Origin of the sequence: Ensifer sp. WSM1721 (genome assembly GCF_000513895.2) — a bacterium.
GTDB lineage: Bacteria > Pseudomonadota > Alphaproteobacteria > Rhizobiales > Rhizobiaceae > Sinorhizobium.
Genome location: NZ_CP165782.1, coordinates 1 through 16,869 on the forward strand (window position 1 = coordinate 1; position 16,869 = coordinate 16,869).

At 63.0% G+C, this 16,869-nt stretch carries 17 protein-coding genes; 7 read left to right on the forward strand and 10 right to left on the reverse strand.

Features of this window, described 5'->3' with window-relative positions; all coding sequences use genetic code 11:
* The 5 genes from dnaA (at window position 1) to M728_RS00025 (ending at window position 4,739) form a co-directional block, all read left to right on the forward strand.
* Complete coding sequence (gene dnaA / locus M728_RS00005) at window positions 1–1,446, forward strand: chromosomal replication initiator protein DnaA (RefSeq protein WP_034883185.1); 1,446 nt, start codon at window positions 1–3, stop codon at window positions 1,444–1,446.
* Between the two features lie 209 nt (window positions 1,447–1,655).
* Window positions 1,656–2,030: a YciI family protein gene (locus M728_RS00010; RefSeq protein ID WP_026619559.1), complete on the forward strand. Its 375-nt coding sequence runs from the start codon at window positions 1,656–1,658 to the stop codon at window positions 2,028–2,030.
* The gene (locus M728_RS00015; RefSeq protein ID WP_026619560.1) at window positions 2,027–3,301 is read left to right on the forward strand and encodes an RNA polymerase sigma factor; all 1,275 of its coding nucleotides are present in this window, start codon (window positions 2,027–2,029) and stop codon (window positions 3,299–3,301) included. Before M728_RS00010 ends, M728_RS00015 begins: the two co-directional genes overlap by 4 nt.
* 74 nt (window positions 3,302–3,375) lie before the next feature.
* Window positions 3,376–3,858 (forward strand): SRPBCC family protein, encoded by a 483-nt coding sequence (locus tag M728_RS00020; protein ID WP_026619561.1) that lies wholly within the window; start codon window positions 3,376–3,378, stop codon window positions 3,856–3,858.
* A gap of 14 nt (window positions 3,859–3,872) precedes the next feature.
* Window positions 3,873–4,739: a nuclear transport factor 2 family protein gene (locus tag M728_RS00025; protein WP_026619562.1), complete on the forward strand. Its 867-nt coding sequence runs from the start codon at window positions 3,873–3,875 to the stop codon at window positions 4,737–4,739.
* A gap of 10 nt (window positions 4,740–4,749) precedes the next feature.
* On the opposite strand, the gene hemW is transcribed toward M728_RS00025, so the two are convergent.
* From hemW to rph, 4 genes are read right to left on the reverse strand one after another with little or no spacing between them, the layout of a single operon-like run.
* Window positions 4,750–5,937, reverse strand: coding sequence for a radical SAM family heme chaperone HemW (hemW, locus tag M728_RS00030; protein WP_051440836.1), 1,188 nt, complete (start codon window positions 5,935–5,937; stop codon window positions 4,750–4,752).
* A gap of 7 nt (window positions 5,938–5,944) precedes the next feature.
* Window positions 5,945–6,589, reverse strand: a complete 645-nt coding sequence (gene rdgB / locus M728_RS00035) for an RdgB/HAM1 family non-canonical purine NTP pyrophosphatase (RefSeq protein ID WP_026619564.1) — start codon at window positions 6,587–6,589, stop codon at window positions 5,945–5,947.
* A gap of 25 nt (window positions 6,590–6,614) precedes the next feature.
* Entirely contained in the window at window positions 6,615–7,031 is a 417-nt protein-coding gene (locus M728_RS00040) for a glyoxalase/bleomycin resistance/extradiol dioxygenase family protein (protein ID WP_026619565.1), read from the reverse strand.
* Between the two features lie 48 nt (window positions 7,032–7,079).
* Window positions 7,080–7,799 carry a ribonuclease PH gene (rph, locus tag M728_RS00045; RefSeq protein WP_026619566.1) on the reverse strand — a complete coding sequence of 240 codons (720 nt, stop codon included), beginning with the start codon at window positions 7,797–7,799 and terminating at the stop codon, window positions 7,080–7,082.
* Between the two features lie 170 nt (window positions 7,800–7,969).
* Here rph and hrcA point away from each other — a divergent pair, with 170 nt between their 5' ends.
* Together hrcA and grpE are read left to right on the forward strand one after the other, a co-directional pair.
* On the forward strand, window positions 7,970–9,049 hold the full coding sequence (gene hrcA / locus M728_RS00050; protein ID WP_026619567.1) for a heat-inducible transcriptional repressor HrcA: 1,080 nt from the start codon (window positions 7,970–7,972) through the stop codon (window positions 9,047–9,049).
* Between the two features lie 248 nt (window positions 9,050–9,297).
* The gene (grpE, locus tag M728_RS00055) at window positions 9,298–9,924 is read left to right on the forward strand and encodes a nucleotide exchange factor GrpE (protein ID WP_026619568.1); all 627 of its coding nucleotides are present in this window, start codon (window positions 9,298–9,300) and stop codon (window positions 9,922–9,924) included.
* Between the two features lie 382 nt (window positions 9,925–10,306).
* Here grpE and M728_RS00060 read toward each other — a convergent pair whose 3' ends face one another.
* The 6 genes from M728_RS00060 to lptB form a co-directional block, all read right to left on the reverse strand.
* The gene (locus M728_RS00060; protein ID WP_026619569.1) at window positions 10,307–11,542 is read right to left on the reverse strand and encodes a D-arabinono-1,4-lactone oxidase; all 1,236 of its coding nucleotides are present in this window, start codon (window positions 11,540–11,542) and stop codon (window positions 10,307–10,309) included.
* 12 nt (window positions 11,543–11,554) lie between these two features.
* A complete protein-coding gene (locus M728_RS00065) occupies window positions 11,555–12,322 on the reverse strand; it encodes an SDR family NAD(P)-dependent oxidoreductase (RefSeq protein WP_026619570.1) in 768 nt (255 codons plus the stop codon).
* 353 nt (window positions 12,323–12,675) lie between these two features.
* Entirely contained in the window at window positions 12,676–13,140 is a 465-nt protein-coding gene (ptsN, locus tag M728_RS00070; RefSeq protein ID WP_026619571.1) for a PTS IIA-like nitrogen regulatory protein PtsN, read from the reverse strand.
* Window positions 13,141–13,314: 174 nt separating this feature from the next.
* Window positions 13,315–13,887 carry a ribosome hibernation-promoting factor, HPF/YfiA family gene (gene hpf, locus M728_RS00075; RefSeq protein ID WP_026619572.1) on the reverse strand — a complete coding sequence of 191 codons (573 nt, stop codon included), beginning with the start codon at window positions 13,885–13,887 and terminating at the stop codon, window positions 13,315–13,317.
* Window positions 13,888–14,240: 353 nt separating this feature from the next.
* A complete protein-coding gene (rpoN, locus tag M728_RS00080) occupies window positions 14,241–15,800 on the reverse strand; it encodes an RNA polymerase factor sigma-54 (protein ID WP_026619573.1) in 1,560 nt (519 codons plus the stop codon).
* Between the two features lie 246 nt (window positions 15,801–16,046).
* A complete protein-coding gene (gene lptB / locus M728_RS00085; protein ID WP_026613475.1) occupies window positions 16,047–16,859 on the reverse strand; it encodes an LPS export ABC transporter ATP-binding protein in 813 nt (270 codons plus the stop codon).
* Window positions 16,860–16,869 lie beyond the last annotated feature (10 nt).

Below are 16,869 nucleotides of genomic sequence, written 5' to 3' on the forward strand. Positions count from 1 at the left end.
ATGCGGCATGACGCACTTTTTGAGCGGGTAAGTGCGCGTTTGAAAGCCCAGGTCGGTCCGGATGTCTTCGCAAGCTGGTTTGGACGCCTCAAGCTCCATTCTGTATCGAAGAGCGTCGTGCGCCTTTCTGTGCCGACGACCTTCCTCAAATCCTGGATCAACAACCGTTATCTCGATCTGATCACCACGCTCTTCCAGCAGGAGGACGGCGAGATCCTGAAGGTGGAGATCCTCGTGCGCACCGCGACCCGCGGTCAGCGCCCGGCGGCCGCCCAGGAAGAGCCGCTGCCGGCGGCCGTCGAAGCTCCGCCGGCGCCAACCCGCCGCGCGACGGCAGCGCAACCGATCGCAGCCGCCGCGGCGGCAACGCTGGCGACGGTCCAAAGGCCGGCGCAGGCGCCGCTCTTCGGCTCGCCGCTCGACCAGCGCTACACTTTCGACAGCTTCGTCGAAGGCTCGTCGAACCGGGTGGCGCTCGCGGCAGCGCGCACGATCGCCGAGGCCGGTGCCGGGGCGGTGCGGTTCAATCCGCTCTTCATCCATTCGAGCGTCGGCCTCGGCAAGACGCATCTCCTGCAGGCGATCGCGCTTGCGGCGCTTCAGAGCGCGCGATCACCGCGTGTCGTCTATCTTACGGCAGAGTATTTCATGTGGCGCTTCGCAACCGCGATCCGCGACAATGACGCGCTGTCGCTCAAGGAATCGCTGCGCAACATCGATCTGCTCGTCATCGACGACATGCAGTTCCTTCAGGGCAAGTCGATCCAGCACGAGTTCTGCCATCTGTTGAACATGCTGCTTGACTCCGCCAAGCAGGTGGTCGTCGCCGCCGACCGGGCTCCCTGGGAGCTGGAATCGCTCGACAGCCGCGTTCGCTCGCGCCTCCAGGGCGGTGTGGCGATCGAGATGGAAGGGCCCGATTATGAAATGCGTCTCGAGATGCTGAAGCGCCGGCTCGAAGCGGCGCGCCAGGACGACGCTTCGCTCGAGATTCCGCAGGAGATCCTGTGCCATGTCGCCCGTAACGTCACGGCAAGCGGCCGCGAGTTGGAGGGCGCCTTCAATCAGCTTCTCTTCCGCCGCTCCTTCGAACCGCAGCTCTCGATCGAACGGGTCGACGAACTGCTCGGCCATCTCGTCAATGCCGGCGAGCCGCGCCGCGTCCGCATCGAGGACATTCAGCGCGTCGTCGCCAAGCATTACAACGTCTCGCGCCAGGAACTGGTCTCGAACCGGCGCACCCGCGTTATCGTCAAGCCGCGCCAGATCGCCATGTATCTGTCGAAGACGCTGACGCCGCGCTCCTTCCCGGAGATTGGCCGCCGCTTCGGCGGCCGCGATCACACGACCGTGCTCCACGCAGTGCGCAAGATCGAGGAGCTGATCGCCGGCGACACGAAGCTCAGTCACGAAATCGAGCTCCTGAAGCGTCTGATCAACGAGTAGCGTGATCGCAAGGTAAGCAGAAGCTTACGAAGGCTCGGCTCCGCCGGGCCTTTTTGTTGCGCATGTGCTTGCGCGCGGTGCAAGCTCGGCGTGGAGAGGCTCGCCACCCCGCCGAATATTCAGACGAAGCGCGTCCAAGCATTTTTTTCGCCTCGCTTGTCGGCTATCACTTGCTCCAATCGTCTTCAGATCAGAGCGGAGAGTTCCCAATGCTTTATGCGGTGCTTTGCTACAATGATGAAAGCGTCACCAGTGCCTGGAGTAAGGAGGAGGACGACAGGGTCATGCGTGATCTTACCGCCGTCCAACGCAAGTATGTCGAAGCCGGCAAGCTCGGTCCGGTGGCGCGCCTCCTGCCGACGACCGCGGCGACGACACTGCGGCACGGCACCGGCGAGACGATCGTGATCGACGGCCCCTTCGCCGAAACCAAGGAGCAATTGCTCGGCTTTTACCTGATCGACTGCGGCTCGCTCGACGAGGCGCTCGACTTCGCCCGCGAGCTGAGCACCGCCAATCCGAGCTCCGGCTCCTACGAGATCCGCCCGCTTGCTCTCTACAAACCCGGTGAGTTTCCCTCATGACCGACACAGCCTGGATCGATCTCGCCCTGGTGTCCGCGCGGCCGCAGGCAATGGGCGCGCTCCTGCGCTATTTCCGCAATCTCGACCAGGCGGAGGAAGCTTTCCAGGAGGCCTGTATCCGGGCATTGAAGACTTGGCCGCGCACCGGCCCGCCGCGCGATGCGGCTGCCTGGTTGATCTTCGTCGGTCGCAACAGCGGCATCGACCAAGTCCGGCGCCAATCGCGCGAGACGGCATTGCCGCCGGAGGACCTGCTCTCGGATCTCGAAGACAGGGAAGCAGAGCTCGCCGAGCGCCTGGACGGGTCGCATTATCGCGACGACATCCTGCGGCTGCTCTTCGTCTGCAGCAATCCGGCTTTGCCGGCAACTCAGCAGATCGCTCTCGCGCTCCGGATCGTTTCCGGCCTTTCCGTGAAGCAGATCGCCCGCGCTTTCCTTGTCAGCGAGGCAGCGATGGAGCAGCGCATCACCCGCGCCAAGGCGCGGGTCGCCGCCGCCGGGATTCCGTTCGAGACGCCCGATGCCGCCGATCGCGCAGAGCGGCTCGCGGCCGTCGCGACCATGATCTATCTCGTCTTCAATGAGGGCTATTCGGCGATGAACGGGCCGGAGGGCGTCTCCGCCGATCTTTGCGACGAGGCGATCCGGCTCTCCCGGCTGCTCCTGCGGCTGTTCCCGGCGGAGCCCGAGATCATGGGCCTGACGGCGCTGCTTCTCCTCCAGCATTCGCGCGCCCGAGCCCGCTTCGACGCCGACGGCGCCATCGTCCTGCTTGAGGATCAGGACCGGCGATTGTGGAACCGGCCGATGATCACCGAGGCGCTGGCGATGATCGACAAGGCGATGCGTCATCGCCGCCCCGGTCCCTATCAGATTCAGGCCGCGATCGCGGCGTTGCACGCGCGCGCTAAGACCCCGGCAGAGACGGACTGGGAGGAGATCGACCTGCTCTACCGGGCGCTCGAGCGCCTCCAGCCGTCGCCCGTCGTCACGCTCAATCGCGCCGTCGCCGTATCGAAGCGCGAGGGGCCGCAAGCCGCGCTGGCGCTCGTCGAGTCGCTTGGCGACAGGCTCTCCGGTTATTTCTACTATCACGGCCTGCGTGGCGCATTGCTTAAGCAGGTGGGGCGCAGAAGCGAAGCGCGCGTCGCCTTCGACCGGGCAATCGCCTTGGCGACCAATGCGGCGGAGGCCGCCTATATCCGGATGCAGCTCGATCGTCTGGATGGCGAGGCGGCTCCGGCGGTTGTCGCAGAAGAAAAACGATAAAAACTTCCGGCGGCTGTCGGCAACCGGCCCCCTCCTTCGTCCTTGGATCAAAACCAATATGGAGGAATTCGAAAATGACTGCAGCGACTGACACCAAACCCGCCGGCGAACGCGAACTGGTCCTGACCCGCCTGATCGATGCACCGCGCGAAAAGGTCTATCGCGCCTTTACCGATCCGGAACTTCTGAAGCAATGGTTCGCGCCCTTGCCGTGGACCATCACGGAAGCGGAGCTCGATGTCAGGCCGGGCGGCACCAACCGCTTTGTCATGCGCTCTCCGGATGGTGAGCTCTACCCCAACCAGGGCGTCTATCTTGAGGTCGTGCCGAACGAGAAGATCGTCGTCACCGACGCCTATACGGGGGCCTGGAAGCCCTCCGAGAAGCCATTCATGACGGCCGTCATGACCTTCGAGGATGAGGGCGGCAAGACCCGCTACACCGCCCGCGCCCTGCACTGGAGCGTCGAGGACCGGGAAGCGCATGAGAAAATGGGATTCCATGAGGGCTGGGGCCAATGCGCCGATCAGCTTGCGGCGCTTGTCGCAAAACTCTGAGAGGAGGGTGGATCATGTCCGGTACCGAAAGCAGGACTGCAGCCGTGGCAGAGATCAAGGCGGTAATCGAAGATTGGGCTGAAGCCATTCGCCGGAAGGATGCTTCTCGTGTCCTCGCCCATGGCACGGAGAATTCGGTCATCTTTTCGCTTGCGCCGCCCCTGAAGGCTTCGGACTCGGATCCCGATGGCCTTGAGCAGTGGTTCTCGACGTGGAAGGGGCAGCTCGGCTTCACGTTTCAGGACCTCGATATATCCGCAAGCGGCGACGTCGCTTTCATGACGGCATTGGCGCATCTGTCCGGCGAGAAGCACGACGGGCAGAAGCCGGCACTCTGGTACCGTCTGACCTTGGGCTTGAAGCGCACCGACAGGGGATGGAAGATCGCCCATCAGCACGAATCCGTCCCCTTCTATATGGATGGAAGCGTCAAGGCGGCCGTCGATCTCGACCCGAAGTCCGAAGTCGACTGGCAGGCGCCCTCGCATCCGCCGATGGCCGGCGTCGTCGCCTATCTCAACGTGCAGGACGCGAATGCCACCGCGGAATTCTACCGCCGCGCCTTCGGTGCCAAGGAGGAGGACCGCAAATATGCCGAGGACGGAAAGCGGCTCATCCATTGCCATCTGACAATCAATGGCGGCGCGCTGATGCTCAACGACCCCTTCCCGGAATTCGGCTATCCTTGGAAGCCGCCGGAAGGCTTTGTGCTGCACCTCATTGTCGACGATGCCGACTTCTGGTGGAAGCGCGCGGTGGAGGCGGGGGCGCAAGTGACGATGCCGCTCGAAATCGCCTTCTGGGGCGACTATTACGGCCAGCTCCGAGATCCCTTCGGTGTCACCTGGGGGATCGTCGCGCCGGTGAAGAAGAACGATTGAAGAAGAGATCTCAGCAGGCGAGGTCAGCCACCACCGCGTCGAGGATCAGCATGCCGGCGGGCGTGCAGCGCAGCCGCGAATTGCCGATGCGTTCGACGAAGCCATGCTCGATCAGGAACTCTTCCCGGGCGGGATCGGGATCGCGGCCCGACAGGCTCTGCCAGCGGGCCAGGTCCACGCCCTCCCGAAGCCTGAGGCCCATCAGCAAGAGCTCGTCGGCTTGCGCCTCGAGATCGAGCAATTCCCGCTCGACGGTGCCGTCGCCGCGCTCCTCGACGAGACTGAGCCATGTCTCGGGATTGCGTTCCGTTGCAGTCGCGACCTTGGAGCCGCCGACCGTGAGCCGCCCATGCGCGCCGGGTCCGATTCCCGCATAATCGCCATAGCGCCAATAGGTGAGATTGTGCCGGCTTTCGGCCCCGGGCCGCGCGTGGTTCGAGACCTCGTAGGCCGGCATGCCGATCGCAGTGGTGATCTCCTGCGTCGCCTCATAGAGCAGAGCCGACTGCTCGCCGTCCGGCACGACCAGCTTGCCGGCCTTGTGCAGCCCGTAGAAGGGCGTGCCTTCCTCGATGGTGAGCTGGTAGAGCGACAGATGGTCGACGGCGTAGGAAACCGCTTCTTTCAGCTCTCGCTCCCAGTCTTCCACAGTCTGCTTCGGCCGAGCATAGATCAGGTCGAAAGACATGCGAGGAAAAATCTCGCGCGCCAGGCGCACGGCTTTCAGGGCATCCTCGACATTGTGCAGTCGGCCGAGGAATTTGAGGTCGCGGTCGTTCAGCGCTTGGACACCGAGCGAGACGCGATTGACGCCGGCCGCCCGATAGCCGCGGAAGCGCGTCGCCTCCACGCTCGACGGGTTGGCCTCCATGGTGATCTCGATAGCGTCCGGCACATGCCAATGGCGAGCAATCCCGTCGAGGATCGCTTCCACCGTCTGTGGCTCCATTAGCGACGGCGTGCCGCCGCCCATGAATATGCTGGTCACGGTCCTCTGGCCGGAAAGCGCGCGCACAGCGGCCATCTCTTTCAGGAACGCGGCGACGAAGCGCGGCTGGTCCACCGGCTGGTGGCGGACATGGCTGTTGAAGTCGCAATAGGGGCATTTCGCCGCGCAGAACGGCCAATGCACATAGACGCCGAAGCCGGGATCCATGCCGTCACCGATCACCGAAAGCGGGGCCATCTGCAAAATCATCGTTTTCTCACGCGCCGAGGCAGGTCTCGGCGAACAGCTTGAAGGCGCGAGCGCGATGCGAGAGCGCTTTCGCGTCGCCCGGCTTCCAACCGTGCTTCTCTTCCGCGCTCATTTCACCGAATGTGGTCTCATAGCCCTTGGGCTGGAAGACCGGATCATAGCCGAAACCGCTCGTTCCGCGCGGCGGCCAGACCACCTCGCCTTCGACCTCGCCGCGAAAAAGCTCCACATGGCCGTCCGGCCAGGCGAGGCAGAGCACGGAAACGAAGCGCGCGGCGCGGCTTCCGGGCGTTGTGGCTCCCTTCTCGCGCAATGCCTTCTCGACCTTCTCCATCGCCATGGCGAAGTCGCGGCTGCCGTCCTCGCGCTCGGCCCAATTGGCCGTGTAGACGCCGGGAGCGCCATCGAGCGCGTCGACGGCAAGACCGGAGTCATCCGATAGCGCCGGCAGGCCGGAGGCCCTCGCCGAGGCGAGGGCCTTGATCCTGGCGTTTTCCTCGAAGGTCGTACCGGTCTCGTCCGGCTCGACAAAGTTGAGGTCGGCCGCCGACCTTGCCTCGAAGCCGAGCGGGCCGATGAGATCGCGGATCTCCCGGATCTTGCCGGCATTGTGGCTCGCGACTACGAGCGTCTTATCAACCAGTTTGCGCATCCTGTTCCGTTCCGTTCAAGCGCATTCAGTCTTTGGCCCAGAGGCCTGGTTCCGCGCATTCGAGGCTGTTCCCGGCCGGATCGCGGAAATAGAAGGAGCGGGCGCCGTTCGGCCAGCGGATATCCGCCTCGATCGAAATGCCGGCGCCCTCCAGTTTCTCCTTCCAGCCGTCGAGCGCCTCCGCCGCGACGCGGAAGCACATGTGCCCGTTGCCCTTCGTGCCGTGCGGCGGCACGGGAAGGGCACCGGCCGGCGGCGGCTTTACCGTTTCGTTGGGGTTGAAGATCAGAAGCACGCCCTCGCCGCAGCGAAAGAAGACATGCCGGTTGCCCGCGCGCGTGATCCGCTCCAGACCGAGCACGCCACCATAGAAAGCCTCGGCACCGTCGAGATCGTCCGCGTAAAGCGCGGTTTCCAGAATGCCTTCGAATGCCGGGGCCAAGTCCGCTCCTTTCATGCGCGCGCGTCTGTGCGGGAACCCCGCGCAAACTCAACCGGCGATCGCCTGCCTCTGCAGCTCGATCAGCTCGGCGATGCCGTTCTTTGCAAGCTGCATCAGGTTTGCGAATTCTTCCTCTGTGAAGGGCTGGCCTTCTGCCGTTCCCTGGATTTCCACCAGCCCGCCGCTGCCGGTCATGACGAAATTGGCATCGGTTTCGGCAGCCGAGTCCTCGAGATAATCGAGATCGAGCACCGGCTGACTGGCGAAGATGCCGCAGGAAACAGCGGCGACATGATCCTTCAGCACCCGCTCCACCTTGATCATGTTGCGCGCCTCCATCCATTTCAGGCAGTCGTGGAGGGCAACCCAGGCGCCGGTAATCGAGGCGGTGCGGGTGCCGCCGTCCGCCTGGAGCACGTCGCAGTCGATCGAAATCTGGCGCTCGCCGAGCGCCGGCAGATCGACGACGGCGCGCAACGACCGTCCGATCAGCCGTTGGATCTCCTGCGTGCGGCCGCTCTGCTTGCCGGCCGCCGCCTCGCGCTTCATGCGCTCGCCGGTTGCGCGCGGCAGCATGCCGTATTCTGCGGTGATCCATCCCTTGCCGCCGTTGCGCAGCCAGGCGGGAACCTTCTCTTCGAGGCTTGCCGTGCAGAGCACATGCGTGTCGCCGAAGCGCACGAGGCAAGAGCCCTCCGCGTGCTTGGAGAAATTGCGCTCGAAGGACACCTTGCGCATTTGGTCGGTTTTTCTGCCGGATGGCCGCATCTTCAACTCCTATCGTCTCTGCTGAGCCTTCTAGAGCCTTTCCCGGCGAAATGGAAACAATTCTGTTGGCTCAAACGGATATCAGGGCGGGGAGGGTTTTTCCCTTTTGCCATAGCCGGTGCGGATTACTATATTCTGCGGCATAGGAATGGTCGTTCGCATGGAGTGACATGGTACTGCGCAACCCGGAAACCAAGGGCATCGCATCGACGCTGGACGAGCGCTCCGGCGAGATCTTCCGCCGCATCGTCGAGAGCTACCTGGAAAGCGGCGAGCCGCTCGGCTCGCGCAATCTCTCGCGGCTCCTGCCGATGTCGCTGTCGCCCGCTTCCGTGCGCAACGTGATGAGCGATCTCGAGGATCTGGGCCTCATCTATTCGCCCCATGTCAGTGCCGGCCGACTTCCGACGCAGATGGGCCTGCGCTTCTTCGTCGATGCTTTCATGCAGGTAGGCAACCTCTCCGCCGAGGAGCGTGCCTCGATCGAGCGGCAGGTGCGCCCGGGAAATCGAAACCAGCCGGTCGAGAACCTTCTTGCGGAGGCGAGCCAGATGCTGTCCGGCATGTCGCGCGGCGCCGGTCTCGTCATCACCACCAAGAGCGATCCCGTCCTCAAGCACGTCGAGTTCATCCGCCTGGCGCCGACCAAGGCGCTCGCCGTCCTGGTCGGCGATCATGACCAGGTGGAGAACCGCATCATCGAGCTGCCCGCCGGGATCACCAGTGCACAGCTCACGGAAGCCGCCAATTTCGTCAACGCTCATCTTGCCGGGCAGACGATCGCCGAACTGCGCACGCAGTTGGAAAAGGTCAAGGAGACGGTCCGCGGCGAACTCGACGCCCTGTCCCAGGATCTGGTCGAGCGCGGGCTGGCGATCTGGTCCGGCAGTGAGGACGACGGCCAGCCGGCGCGGCTCATCGTGCGCGGTCGCGCCAATCTGCTCGAAGGATTGGAGGGGACCGAGGACATCGAGCGGCTGCGCATGTTGTTCGACGACCTTGAGAAGAAGGACAGCCTGATCGAACTCCTCAACCTTGCGGAGAGCGGCCCGGGTGTGCGTATCTTCATCGGCTCCGAAAACAAGCTGTTTTCGCTCTCCGGATCGTCGCTGATCGTCGCGCCCTATCGCGATGAGGACGACCGCATCGTCGGTGCCGTCGGTGTCATCGGCCCGACGCGGCTCAACTATTCCCGCATCGTTCCCATGGTGGATTACACCGCGCAGCTCATGTCACGTCTGTCGCGCTGATGCATGTCGCCCAAAAGTGTGGAGCGGTTTTGGGATGACGACACGCATGGAATTTACTTAGGTAGCGCGGCCGGCCGTTTTCCTCGCTTCAGACAATCCTTTCGGCCGATGGACGGAAGGACCCTTGATTTTTCGGGCTCAAACCTCGATATCGGCTTCAAATCCAGGCAGCAGAACGTTCAAGCAAAGCGACTTCCGCTGGTTTGATGATGCCGAACGCACCAAAGAAAACACATTCGGAGAACGTCATGACCGACGAAACGAACAAGAACGGACCTGAGGCCGCGGCGCCGGAAGAAAATCAAAAGGCTGCCGCGCCGGAAGCGGCGGAGCAGACGGAAGCCGACGCTTCCACGGCCGCGCCGAACCCGCTGGAGCTCGCCAAGGCGGAAAACGCGGAGCTGCGTGACAAATATCTTCGCCTCGCCGCCGAGATGGATAATCTACGCCGTCGCACCGAGCGTGAGGTGAAGGATGCAAAGTCCTATTCCGTCGCCGGTTTCGCGCGCGACATGCTGGCGGTCTCCGACAATCTGCGCCGCGCGCTGGAAGCCATCCCGGCCGAGGCGAGGGAATCCGGCGATGCCGGTCTTACTGCGCTGATCGAAGGCGTCGAGATGACCGAGCGCTCGATGCTCGCAGCGCTCGAACGCCATGGCGTGAAGAAGCTGGAGCCAACCGGCCAGAAGTTCGATCCGAATTTCCATCAGGCGATGTTCGAGGTTCCCAACACCGAGGTTCCGAACAACACGGTCGTGCAGGTCGTCCAGGCCGGCTACACCATCGGCGAGCGGGTCCTGCGCCCGGCAATGGTCGGCGTTGCCAAGGGTGGGCCGAAGGTGCCTGCTTCGGAAAACGAGACGCCGGCTGCCTGATCGCGGATGGCTTGACGATCACGTCGAAGCGCCGCGCGTTCTTGTGAATGCGCGGAGCTTGCTGTTTTGTGCGGAATTAGGCGATGCGTCGAATGCTTCGTCGCCCCGTTCTAAGCTGCTTCTTGATCGCCCCTGCACCTCACCTCATCGTCATCCTCGGGCTTGACCCGAGGATCCACGCCGCACGCATGCCCCGCGATATGCGAGCACCAGGTCGCGTATTCTGGGGTGGCTGGCCATGCCTTTTCGAATCTCGCTGCTCCTCGTGAATGGATCCTCGGGCTTGACCCGGTCAAGCCCGAGTATGACGACACTTTCCTGGAATCGCTTTAGAGAATGCGGCAGGCCGGCGAGGCACTCCCACCATTCTCTTCACCGCGAGCTACCCAAACAGCTGCCGGAGGTGGTCGTTTAGGAAGCGGCCTTCCGGATCGACTTTGGCTCTCAGCGCGCGAAAGTCCCCCGAGCGTGGGTAAAGCGCGGCCATGTCCTCTGCGCCGAGAAAATGCAGCTTGCCCCAATGGGGGCGCGAGCCGTATTGCCTGAGGATCGTGTCGACGTCCTTCAGATATTCCCAGTAGTCGGTACCCGGCTCGCCGGAGACGGAGAGGGTTATCGAGTCCTGCTTGTAAAAGGGGCTGATCCAACCGGAGTCGCCGGCGGTGAAGCGATATTCGATCGGGTAGATGCAGGTCGGGTGCTTCTCCAGCATGAGCTTGCGCACTGCTCTCACGGCGTCCTTTCCGTGCGCGACCGGCACCGCATATTCCAGTTCATGGAAGTTGGGCACGTATTCGATCGGATAGATTTCCGAGGAATAGGCGATCCTTTCGAAGTTGCCTTCCATCGGCGGCCGGTCGGTGATGTCTATCACCTTCATTTCGCAGACATCGGCCGTCTTCTCCGTCGTCGAGACCGAGGAGGTGTCCGGCAAGCAATAGCAATGGCGGCTTTCAGGGAGCGGGCACCAGAAGAAGCCAAAATGCCGGTGCTTCGCCGCAAGCTCGTCGTGCTGTTCCATGCATTCGTCGAAATCGCAGCGCCACAGCTTTTCATAGAGGTTATAGCTGTCCATCACCTGAAGCGTGATTTCCGAGATGACGCCTAGCATGCCGACGGAGACCCGCGCGGCCTCAAGCAGATCCGGCGTCGTCTCGTCGACGACCAGGATCGAGCCGTCGGGCTGGACGAGACGCATGCCGACGATCTGCGAGGCCATGTTGCCAAGCGCCGCGCCGGTTCCGTGCGTGCCGGTGGTGAGCGCGCCGGCAAGCGCCTGGCTATCGATGTCACCCTGGTTGATCAGCGACAGGCCGTTCGACTTCAGCACCTTGCCGAGCTGGTTGATGGTCGTCCCGGCCTTGACCGAAACCCGTTTGCGCGCCTCATCGATTTGGACGACGCCCTGCATGCTTGAAAGCGTCAGCATGAGGCCGCTCGTCAGGGCGACGGGGGTGAAGGAATGACCGGACCCGGCGCAGCGCACGTTGAGGCCGGCGCTCGTCGCCTCGCGCACCATCTCGGCGAGGGTGGCTTCGCTCTCCGGCGCGCCCCTATGACGGACGATGCACGATTGGTTTCCGACCCAGTTTCGCCAGTGGCCGCCCTCTTGCAGCATTCTTGTCTCCCCTCAGACCGCAGTGAAGCAATTGTCGACGAAAAGATGCGTGCCGTTGATGAAGCTCGCCTCGTCGCTCGCCAGGAACAGTGCGGCATGGGCGACCTCCTTCGGGTCGCACATCCGTCCCTGCTGGGCGGCGATTGCCGCCTCCGAAACGTCGACGCCGTATTTCGTCAGGCCCGCGATTTCGCGCTTGCCATGGTCGGTCGCGATGAAGCCCGGGCAGACGGCGTTACAGCGAATGCCGCGGTCGCGGAACTCGACGGCGATCGCGCGGGCGAACATGTGGCAGGCGCCCTTGGTCGTGTCGTAGAGCACTTCCATGGGTGTCGCGGCGACCGCGGAGATCGAGGAGGTGCAGATGATGCTGCCGCCGCCCGCCTGAAGCATGCCGGGAAGCACCGCTTTGGTCATCAGGAACATGCTCTTCACGTTCACCGCCATCAGCCGGTCCCATTCCTCCTCCTGCGTTTCGAGGAAGGGGCCGACTGCGAGAATCCCCGCGTGGTTGAAGAGCACCGTTATCGGCCCGAAGGCACGCTCGACAGTTTGAACGGCGGTGGTGACCTCGGCCGAAACCGAGACGTCCGCGGCCGCAAAGACCGCCTCGCCGCCTTCGGCGCGAATGGCGGCGGCGACCTCTTCGCCCTTGCTCTTCGGCAGGTCGACGATGCCGACCTTGGCGCCCTCGCGGGCGAAGAGCTGGGAAGCCGCGAGCCCACAGCCACCCGCACCGCCGCTGATCAACGCAATCTTCCCCGAAAGCCTGCCCGTCATCGCCTCGCTCCTTCCCCATCCCGCTCTCCCCGAAGGGTTTGACGGGCGACCGCCTTGCAGGTCGGAAGTATTATTGACGAAGGGAAGCCTGTCGAGATCCCATGGGCGATACGGGGTCGGCGCACCCGAGCCTCCCGGCGGGAGGCGTAAAAATGGCTGCGGGCGGCGCGCATCAATTCGGTGATGGCAACGGACTCAGCATCTCCGGCCCGGGCGCTGTTGCGCCCATTCATCGACCAGCTCGACCGTTGTCGGCTTTACTGGGGCCGCAGTCTTATCGGTCGCGCAAAGCTCGCTGTAGCACTTTGAATTGCCGCATGTTTTTCCGATTCAAGGAAACATGCAGTAGGCGTTCAGGCGGCGTGCGAGGTGGCGTCGTCGTTAAGGAGCGTGTAGATCGCGCTCGCAGAATCGCTCGCCCGGATGCGCGTCACCATGTCGTGGTCGCGCAGCACGCGCGCGATCCGTGACAGGGCCTTCAGGTGGTCGGCGCCGGCGCCTTCCGGAGCCAGTAGAAGGAAGACGAGGTCAACCGGCTGGTCGTCGAGCGCCTCGAAATCGACGGGCGTCTCGAGCCGCGCGAAGATGCCGACGATCGATGGAAGCTTGCCGAGCTTGCCGTGCGGGATGGCGATGCCGTTGCCCACACCGGTCGACCCGAGCCGCTCCCGCTGCAGGATGACGTCGAAGATTTCCCGCTCCGGCAGACCGGTGAGTTTCGATGCTTTTGCCGCCAATTCCTGTAGGAGTTGCTTTTTCGAGTTGGCCCTCATGGCCGGGATGATCGCATTTTGATGCAGCAAGCCTGCCAATGCCATTCTTTTATCCTCGTTCGCCGGTTAGAGCCTGACGATCTCAGCACAAATGTGTCGTGCTGGCTCTACCCATCTTTCTCTGGGCGGGTCTGATGCACAGAAAAGTCGAACTTTTCCGCCTTCCCGCTGATCGGAGCGCGGGGAAGTCCGGGTATGCCGGCCTTCCCCTCGTGCCACTCATGCCTTGATATTGGCGGCGTCGATCCAGCCAATATTTCCATCGTTGCGCCGATATACGATGTTCAGGTCTTCCTTGCCGGGGCTACGAAACATCAGCACCGGCTCGTCCGTCATGTCCAAAGCCATGACGGCGTTGGCGACAGACATCGTTCGCAACTGTTTCGTGGTTTCGGCGACGATTGTCGGCGCGTAATCCTCGGGAACTTCCTCGTCCTCGAAGGGAACGGAGTCCATCACCCGATAGGCCACTTCGGCGGTATTCTGACCATTGCCGTTGTGATGGTCCTTGAGCTTGCGCTTATAGCGCCGGAGCCGCTTCTCAATTCGGTCCGCAGCCGTATCGAAGGCCGCCTGCGGTTCGCTCGCCTGGCCATTCGCCTGCAAGACCACGCCCGTATCGAGATGAAGCTTGCAGTCGGCGCTGAAGCGCGAGCCCGACTTTTCCACAGTGACCTGGCTCGAATATCCTCCGTCGAAATATTTGGTTACGGCCTGTCGGATCTGCTCGCCGATGCGCGAGCGAAACGAATCGCCGATTTCCATATGTTTACCGGATACACGCACACTCATGGAGTTTCCTCTCTCGTTCGTGACTTGCGTATCCAGTCTATTCCAAGCGCTTCCGTCATCCAAGCTTTTCAGCACGGACCGCGCGGAAGCATCGCCGGAGCGGAGTTGTCGTCCTCCGGAAATTGCGGCGGGCTCATATCCGCTGTGTCGAAGAGAGTCAATCGCAGCCCGCGAAAATAAACGGTTGTGGGGTCTGTGGGGTTCCACATTGCAGTCGCAAATCTGAGCTGGATCGGCCCTACCCTATCCCCAGGGCAGGCATAGATTGAGAGGCCGCAGCGAGCCTTCTCCGCCCTGCCCGCCGCGAAAAGGTGGCCGCCAGGCGGCATGGAGGCAAAGCCACCCTTTGCCGATTAGAAGCCGGCAGCCTTGGCGAGTGCGCGCTTCTCGCGTCGCCGCTGGACCGAGGAGGGGATGTTCATCGCCTCGCGATATTTGGCGACGGTGCGCCGTGCAATGTCGACGCCGGCCTGCTTGAGAATGTCGACGATGTCGTCGTCAGACAGCACCGCGTCGGCGCGTTCCTGACTGATCATCGTGCGGATGCGGTGACGGACGGACTCGGCCGAATGGGCGTCGCCGTTTTCCGCAGAGCCGATCGAGACCGTGAAGAAGTACTTCAACTCGAAGAGCCCACGCGGGGTCAGCATGTATTTGTTGGAGGTGACGCGGCTCACCGTCGATTCATGCATCTTGATCGCATCGGCGATGATCCTGAGGTTCAGCGGGCGCAAATGGTCGACGCCGTGGAGGAGAAAAGCGTCCTGTTGTCTGACGATTTCGCTCGCCACCTTCATGATCGTCTTGGCGCGCTGGTCGAGGCTGCGCGTCAGCCAGTTTGCGTTTTGCAGGCACTCGCTGAGGAAAGCCTGATCGCTGCTGCTCTTCTGGCTGCTGCGTGATATCTCGGCGAAATAGTCGTGATTGACGAGAACCCGGGGCAGCGCGTCGGGATTGAGCTCGACCAACCAGCCGCCATCGGGTCCGGCGCGCACGACAACGTCCGGGATGATCGCCTCGGTGACGCCCGTTTCGAAGCTGGTGCCGGGTTTCGGATCGAGCTTGCGGATCTCCGCGAGCATTTCGACGAGATCTTCCTCGTCGACGCCGCAGATCTTCTTAAGACTTGCGAAGTCGCGACGCGCGAGCAGCTCGAGATTGGCGACGAGCGCCTCCATTGCCGGATCCAGCCGATCGCGGGCGCGCAGTTGAATGGCGAGGCATTCGCCGAGCGAGCGCGCGAAGACGCCCGGCGGATCGAACTGCTGCAGGACCAGGAGCACGCGCATCACATCGTCGCTTGTCGTCCCGAGCCTTGCCGCCGTCTCCTCAAGGTCGGCATGCAGGTAGCCCGCGTCGTCGAGCTGGTCGATGAGATGCTGAGCTATCAACCGGTCGGCGTGCGCATGGAACGCGAAGGGGAGCTGCTCGACGAGCGCTTCCGTGAGGGTCTTCCGGCAGGCGACGAAATCGTCGAGGTCGTATCCCTCACCGTGGTCGCCGTCTCCGGCTCCCGGCATCGATTTCCATTGGCCGAGCAATTCGGGGGCATCGGCCCGCTGCGGCGTCGTGTCGTCCTGAAAGACGTTGGCGAAGTCGGCATCGAGCCCTTCGCTCAGCCTCTCGCCTGGATCCGAGATGGCACTGTCGTAAAGGTCGCCCTGGCCGGCGGGCTCGTCGAAGCCGCTCTCCGCCGCAGGCGCGCCCAAGTCCTCGCGGCCTGCGCGCTCCGACGCGACCGCCATCTCGTCGCCGGACTGAAGCTCGAGCAGCGGGTTCTTCTCGACTTCCTGCGCGATGAACTGGGTAAGCTCCAAATGAGTCATCTGAAGCAGCTGGATCGACTGCATCAGTTGCGGCGTCATGACCAGCGACTGTGACTGTCGCAAATGAAGGCTGGCAGACAAGGCCATGCTGACGTTGAAGCTCCCGTCAAATCTCCTTGGCCATGTCTTCCGTTGGACAGGCCATTATTAATTGGCCCAAAAATTGCTTATTACTGAGATTTGGTCAAGCGCGGACGGCAGCAAAGACGCCGATTCAGCTGCCGGTCGCATCTTCTTTGCATGCACGCCGTCGTCGTGAAGGCGCGTCGGAGCTCTGACGGCGATTCGAACGAGCGGCAAGGGGACGTAAGGTCGAACACCCTTCTGCTTAAGCTACAGGCTGAAGTTATCCCCGAGATAGAGCCTGCGCACATCCGGATTGGTGACGATGTCGTTGGCGCGTCCATGCGTCAGCACTTCACCGGCATGTATGATATAGGCGCGGTCGATCAGCCCCAGCGTCTCACGCACATTGTGGTCGGTGATGAGGACGCCGATGCCGCGCGAGGTCAGGTGGCGCACGAGAGCTTGGATGTCCGCGACCGAGATCGGGTCGACCCCCGCAAAAGGCTCGTCGAGCAGCATGAAGGTCGGATCGGTTGCGAGAGCCCGGGCGATCTCCAGGCGCCGCCTCTCGCCGCCGGAAAGCGCTATGGCCGGGGATTTGCGCAGGTGTGTGATCGAGAATTCGCCAAGGAGGTCGTTGAGCTTGCTCTCGCGGCGCTCGATGTTCTTGTCGTGCACCTCGAGAACGGCGCGGATATTCTCCTCGACCGTCAGCCCGCGGAAGATCGAGGCCTCCTGCGGCAGGTAGCCGACACCCAGGCGCGCCCGGCGATACATCGGCATCGTCGTAACGTCATTGCCGTTGATCTCGATCGAGCCCTCGTCGACCGGCACCAGGCCGGTGATCATGTAGAAGCAGGTCGTCTTGCCGGCGCCGTTCGGGCCGAGCAGGCCGACGGCCTCGCCGCGCCGCACGACGAGCGAGACACCGTTCACGACACGGCGCGAACGGTACGTTTTCGTCAGTCCGCGGGCGATCAGCGTGCCGTCATAGCGCGCCTTGTCGACCGTGCGGACAGGGGCCGCTGCCGCCGACGGTTTCTTGACCCGTTTGCGTTTGTGAAGAAAGGGTAGCTGCACGAGCGGATCT